Source organism: Psychroserpens sp. (assembly GCF_045105015.1).
Taxonomy (GTDB): Bacteria; Bacteroidota; Bacteroidia; order Flavobacteriales; family Flavobacteriaceae; genus Psychroserpens.
This window is the reverse complement of record NZ_JBGCCX010000006.1, coordinates 1-6,311: the sequence shown is the minus strand read 5'-3', so window position 1 is coordinate 6,311 and position 6,311 is coordinate 1. Positions and strand designations below refer to the sequence as shown.

The window sequence follows — 6,311 nt, the reverse complement described above, 5'->3', positions numbered from 1 at the left end:
GATATTCTTGTAGATCAAAAGCGAAAATTGAATTGGAGTAAAGTAACTTCAGATAATAAAATGCAACCTCTTGAAATCATTGAAGAAGAAGTCCTGATGAAAGATTTAGTGCATACTGGAGATATCGATAATGATGGTGATACAGATATCATTTTTAGGTCTTCAGATTATGTAATGGTAGATGCAGAATCCTTTACTAATAAATATAAACTAATGTGGTTAGAAAATGATGGAAAAGGTGTCTTTACTGTTAACCTTATTGGATCTTCAAGTGGGAATTCTCGAGTACTAAAATTGCATGATATTGATGGTGATGGTGATTTAGATGTATTTCAACCACATAGGAAGTGGGATAGTTTAGGGCTTTTTATGTATGAGAATACACAAAAAAGGTGATATTCTAAAGGCATATTTAATCCTTTAAAAATAATGAACGTCCTAAACTGTCATTTTTCACCCAAACTTCATCTTCAACTTTGTAATGGTAATTATAGCAGTTGATGACGTTTCCATTGTTATATTCAAATGCAAAATTATCATCAAGATTAATCATATTCATATAGCGGTTTTCAGAAATAGGAAGTAATTCAATTCTTGATCGTGTTCCTCTTTTATATAGGAGTTTTCCGTTTTCTATCCAAACCGTTCTTGGACCATAAGTGCCAACAACATCTTTAAATTGTTTGTCCAATGTTAATGAGTCTGTATTGGTTACATAATTAATATGAGCCAAAGCATCTTTTAAGTAATAATGTTTTGGGTTCGCTTTAATTGCTGCTTCATAGGCAATTTTAGCGCTATCTAATTGTTTGGCTTCAAATAATGCTTCAGCTTTTGATATGGTGTTGTCTATTTTCCAATAATAGAATGTCGAAGAATTAGAGAAGTCAATTTGCTCTATTTTTATCAAGTAATAATTATTAGAATCATTTTTAAAAAATGCTTTTTTCCAAATTCTTTGTAAGTCTGAAGTGCCAGATAAGAGATTGTCTTCTCCAGAAATTAAATAAGGCCAAACCCTTTGGTTAGAGACATATTGCAATAATGTGTTATTTTCAACCCAAAATTCGTAGGTTTGCTCGTTGTAATTAGACCTATAAATACCTTCAAAAGCCTTTAAATCTACTTTTGTTACTTTGTTTGTTTTTAAATAGGTTATGGCGTCTTTAAAAATTTTAGTTTGATGCTTTTTTTCAGGAACTAGCAAATCAATTTTGTTTAAGTTTTTTTCTGCACCTTTTATATCGCCTTTAAATAACTGTGGTAGAATTTTTGCAACAAATAGATTAGCGTTAGGCATTAAGAATTCTAGTCTGTTTAATTCATCTATGACTTGTTCTTCCTCATCATTCATAATAGCGGCATAAATATAATCACTACCATGTACAAAAGTCGGCGCATTTTTATAATTGTTGTAAGCTAGACTAGTATAGTCTTTTATGTTTTTTGTACGACCATAAAGATTATAAAGAAGTCTTGTGTAAGTTTTGTCACTTGGGTCAACCTCTAGTTGTAATTTTATAAGTGCTTCTGCATTATCAAACTCGTCGTAGGCTAAATTTTTTAGAATTAAGGATTCGCCACGTTTTTGTAGAGGGAGCTTATAACTGTATTTGTAAGCGTTATCTGCAAGCGTTCGCTCTTCAAATTTACTATGATTAAAAGTAAGTCTGTATTTCGCATATCCTAAATACGCCAAAGCAAACGTGCTATCTTCTTTTATGGCATTTTCGTAATCATTATTTCTAAAGTACTCTAATGCTTTTAATGAGTTACTTGTGAAGTCTTCAACGTCTAAATCTATATATTTAGGTAAATTCAATTCACTCGATGTAAAATTATCAGTTACAAAATTGGTGATGTCATCAATAAGGCTTAATAAATTATCGCCTTCAAACAAACGTTGTTTAGTGATTTCGGCATTTCTTGCGTCTCTAATATACGTTGTGATATAGTATTTACCGTCTTTGACATCAAATTCGCCATCGATGTAATAATCATTAAAAAGACTTGCTCCATTAACTTTATCTGTTGTGTTTGTACTATAAGCAATTCTTGGTGTTAGATTTTTGTTTTGTAGTAAATCTTGGTAGAGTAGTTTAGAAATCCCAAAGTCCATCCAAGCATAAGAGCTATCTTTTGTTTTGGGTTCAAAATTAAAAATATAAAAGCCTGTTCTAAATTCTTCTTTGGTGATTAAGGCAGTTTTTTGTTCCCCTTGTGCGTTTTTATAGTCAATTGATTTGGTTGTTGCGCCTAAATCACTGTTGCCAAAGCCAAAATACAATCCGACACTTAAAAGAATTAAGTTTAGTGGGAAAATGATTTTCTCTCTGAGTTTTAAAATACGTTTATTGATACGTTCTTGATGGTATAGGTAAATCAATAACGACGGAATAATACCAATAAAAAACCAAAGCATCATATCTACCCAATACGGTGAAATACTATAGCGTATTAATACCCAGTCTACAAACTGAAGAAGTGTCCAGGCAGCAACAAGATAGGCTGCAAAGAACTGTAATGTCTTCATCCATTGTTTTTGAGTTTTCTTTGCGGTCATTTGGTTGGTTATTAAAAGAGGTTTGGTTTGTAAATGAAGGACAAAGTCTATATGATGTTCAATATAGTAACTAATTTAATGTATATGTATTTGTTATGCTGTAAAAGTTACATTAAAGTGCTTTAATTCAACTTAATGAGTCAGGAAAAATTAAAGGAAAATAGAATCTATTTATCTTTCAGTAAATAATTATTATCAGCTTCAAGGCGTTTCCAATCCATCAACTCAGAATCAAATGTGTATGGCACAGAAGCGGGCTGACCATTAGGATTCTTTTCAAACTGCATATAAGTTCCAAGCTTAGATAAATACATATAAGTACTATCTGACATGGCTAGTAATTTTACTTTTGGTAAATCGATACTTTCGTCTTTACGCTTGTAATAAAAGTTTCCATCTTCTATCCAGAATTTTCTAGCGCCATAATTTCCAGCAAAAGTTTCGTGCTGTTTTAATAGTGCATCTTTGTCATTGTTTGAGATGTAATCTATATGCGACAAAATATTATTAATGTAAAGATGCTTTGGATTGTTTTTAATGGCAATCTTATACAAAGATTTAGCTTTTTCAAGATCTCCTTTTTCAAAAGCATTATCTGCTTCTTTCATTGAATCATCAAGTTTCCAAAACCAAAATGTATTTTTTCCATTCCAGTAATACACTAGATTTTTAACACCTATTGTTTTTCCTGATTCGTCTTTAACCAAATCTAAGCGCCATGTCAAATCTCCAACAAATCCTCCGCCAACAGACATTGGTCCAGCTGGAATAACTCTCATCATATCTTGATGAGAAGCAAATTTTATCAGCCGATCTTCTTCCATCCAAAACTCCAAAGTTTGCTCGTTATAGCTTGAGGTGTATTCACCAACAAACGCTCTAAGATCTTCGATTTTTGGTGTGTTATTTTTTATGTAATTAATTATAGTGTCATAAACTTGAAGTCGATCATTTCTAACGTTATTTTGAAACTTTAGTTCTTCTATTATTTTTTCAGCTTCATCAATATTACCTGAAAGGATTAAAGGCGATAATTTTATTTTTTTAATTTCCGGACTTATAATTTCATAAGGTTTTAAAGCTTCCAGTAATTTTTTTTCTCCACCATCGATAAGCATCGCTTCGGCTAAATTCATGCCATTTTCAGCTTTAGGTTCTCGTTCAAAAAGTTCTTCCGAAGCCTTCAAATAAGCTTTCGATTGCTTCGTGTCTCCATAAATAGAAAACAATACCTGATTGTAAAATTCATTACTTGGATCAACTTCCAGTTGTAATTTTACTTGTTTTTCAGCCTCATCATATTTGTTGTAAGCTAAACTTCGTTGTATGAAAACTTCTAATTGTTTTTGAAGTGGTAATTTGTTTTTATAAGCAAAAGCTTTATCGATAATATCTTGAGTTTCAAGTTTTCCTCTATTGTATAGACTATTACGTTTTGCATTCTCAAGATAGGCTAAAGCAAAGGTTTTGTCAATACTATATGCTTTACTGTAATTCCCATTTACAAAAGCTTCAATTGCAGGAAGAGAATTACTCATGAATTCATTAATTGGCAAATCCACATAATTAAAAACATCACGCTCCACAAATCCAGATTCTGAAGTTACAAAAACACTAATGTCATCAAGAAGGTTTAATACGTTCGTGCCTTTAAGCGTCAGTTCTTTGAGTATTTTACCATTAGTTGCTTGTCTTATGTAGGTCGTAATTTCGTATTCGTCTCCTATTTTCTTGTATTTACCGTCTACATAAAATTCATAAAATAAAGAGGCATCTCTAATTTTATCTGTTGTAGAGGTTAAATGCATAAAGTCAGGACTTAAATTTTTATTTTGTAATAAGTCGTCATGGAGAATTCTACCAATCCCATAGCGCATCCATTGCGTTGTACTATCTTGAACTTCTTGCTTAAAACCAAAAATTGGAAAACCTACTCTAAATTCTTCTTTAGTGATCGTTTTTGTTTCTGTTTGTCCTTCTGCATTTTCATAAGTGATATTTTTGGTTGTCGCTCCTAAATCACTATTTCCAAATCCGAAATAAATTGTAATAATCAGTAATAGAATGTTTAACGGAAAAATAATCTTTTCGCGAAGCTTTAAGATGCGCTTATTTATGCGTTCTTGGTTATAGAGGTAAATGAGTAATGATGGAATAATACCAATGAAAAACCATAGTAGAACATCAACCCAATATGGCGAAATATTATACCGATTTAGAATCCAATCGATAAACTGTAAGAAAGTCCAAGCAGCAACTAGGTATCCTGCAAGAAATTGTAAAGTTTTAAACCATTTTTTTTTGTTCATAGCAATAAACAGCTTTGAAAAGCTAATATCGAAGATAATAATAATTAATGGAAACTATCATATCTCGATTGATATTCTCTTGTTTAAAATAGATTATATTTAAGCAGAAATCTCTAATAGAATAGAAATGATATTTAACAGATTGTTATTTGTGGTTTTAGTAACATTTTTTTTGGCTTGTAACGACGCACAGCATAAAAAAAATAATAAAGAAGCAGCACTCGTTGAGGTAGTTGAAGTGCCCGTTTTAAATTTAGAACAAGCCAATAGATTGGCGCAATTACCTATAGATTGTATCCAAACGGAATACCCTAATAAATTAAATCAAGTAATTGGAAGTGATGACGATTTGCAATCACCTGAAGCCTTACATCCATCATTTTATGGTTGTTTTGACTGGCATTCTGCAGTTCATGGCCATTGGAGTTTGGTAAGTTTGCTCAAACAATTCCCAAATCTTAAACAACGAGATCAAGTCATCAAAATGCTTTTGCAAAATATCTCTAAAGAAAAGATTGATATCGAAGTGTCTTATTTTTTTGGAAAGCATAACGCATCATGGGAGCGTACTTACGGTTGGGCTTGGCTACTAAAATTAGCTGAAGAGTTGCATACATGGGAAGATTCTAATGCAATCGTCTTAGAGCAAAACCTACAGCCTTTAACAGATTTAATAGTTGGAAAATATCTTGAATTTCTTCCGAAGCTAAATTACCCAATTCGTGTTGGTGAACATCCCAATACAGCATTCGGATTATCCTTTGCATACGATTATGCGAAAACTGTTGGTCATGAAGAATTGAAATCCTTAATAGAACAAAGGGCGAAAGATTTTTATACTAATGATGCTGGTTGTCCGTTGTCATGGGAGCCTAGTGGATTTGATTTCTTATCACCTTGTTTAGAGGAAGCAGCTTTAATGAAGCGTATATTGCCTTCTATAGAATTTGAAAAATGGCTTAATGATTTCCTGCCTAAATTGAAGGAAACTGACTTTACAATTGAAACAGGAAAAGTAAGTGATAGAACTGATGGTAAATTAGTGCACCTCGATGGTGTTAACTTTTCTAGGGCATGGAGCCTGAATGCGATTGCAAAAGATTTACCAGAATATCAACATTTAAAAAACATAGCAAATCAGCATATTAATTATTCGTTGCCTAGTATTATAGGTGATAGTTATGAAGGAGGACATTGGTTAGGTAGTTTTGCGATTTACGCTTTAAACTCAACTTATCGTGATTAAAAACTGGTTTAAAAATATTGGACCAGGACCATTAGTGGCTGCTGCGTTTATCGGACCAGGAACAGTAACAGTTTGTACACTAGCTGGAGTTAATTTCGGATTTACCTTGCTTTGGGCAATGGTACTATCTGTAATTGCTACAATTGTTTTACAAGAAATGGCAGCTCGTTTAGGGATAATATCTCAAAAAGGA

The 6,311-nt window shown here is 32.2% G+C and carries 5 protein-coding genes; 3 read left to right on the top strand and 2 right to left on the bottom strand.

The features are described from left to right. Nucleotides 1-396, top strand: a 396-nt coding sequence (locus AB8B90_RS00265) for an FG-GAP repeat domain-containing protein (RefSeq protein ID WP_405332387.1), incomplete at its 5' end; no start/stop codon positions are given. A 16-nt stretch (nt 397-412) separates the two neighbouring features. Here AB8B90_RS00265 and AB8B90_RS00260 read toward each other — a convergent pair. Both AB8B90_RS00260 and AB8B90_RS00255 read right to left on the bottom strand, forming a co-directional pair. Then, the gene (locus tag AB8B90_RS00260) at nt 413-2,563 is read right to left on the bottom strand and encodes a hypothetical protein (protein ID WP_405332384.1); all 2,151 of its coding nucleotides are present in this window, start codon (nt 2,561-2,563) and stop codon (nt 413-415) included. A 167-nt stretch (nt 2,564-2,730) separates the two neighbouring features. After that, entirely contained in the window at nt 2,731-4,872 is a 2,142-nt protein-coding gene (locus AB8B90_RS00255; protein ID WP_405332381.1) for a hypothetical protein, read from the bottom strand. A gap of 127 nt (nt 4,873-4,999) precedes the next feature. Between AB8B90_RS00255 and AB8B90_RS00250 the strand changes: the two genes are divergently transcribed. Together AB8B90_RS00250 and AB8B90_RS00245 are read left to right on the top strand one after the other, a co-directional pair. Then, nucleotides 5,000-6,118 carry a DUF2891 domain-containing protein gene (locus tag AB8B90_RS00250; protein ID WP_405332378.1) on the top strand — a complete coding sequence of 373 codons (1,119 nt, stop codon included), beginning with the start codon at nt 5,000-5,002 and terminating at the stop codon, nt 6,116-6,118. Then, a partial coding sequence (locus tag AB8B90_RS00245) for a divalent metal cation transporter (protein WP_405332376.1) occupies nt 6,111-6,311 on the top strand: 201 nt, incomplete at its 3' end. The genes AB8B90_RS00250 and AB8B90_RS00245, both read left to right, overlap by 8 nt.

Excerpts from the sequence above, each read along its gene's own strand:
- AB8B90_RS00250 (WP_405332378.1), top strand. The coding sequence starts at position 5,000 with ATGATATTTAACAGATTGTTATTTGTGGTTTTAGTAACATTTTTTTTG.
- AB8B90_RS00260 (WP_405332384.1), bottom strand. The coding sequence starts at position 2,563 with ATGACCGCAAAGAAAACTCAAAAACAATGGATGAAGACATTACAGTTC.
- AB8B90_RS00255 (WP_405332381.1), bottom strand. The coding sequence starts at position 4,872 with ATGAACAAAAAAAAATGGTTTAAAACTTTACAATTTCTTGCAGGATAC.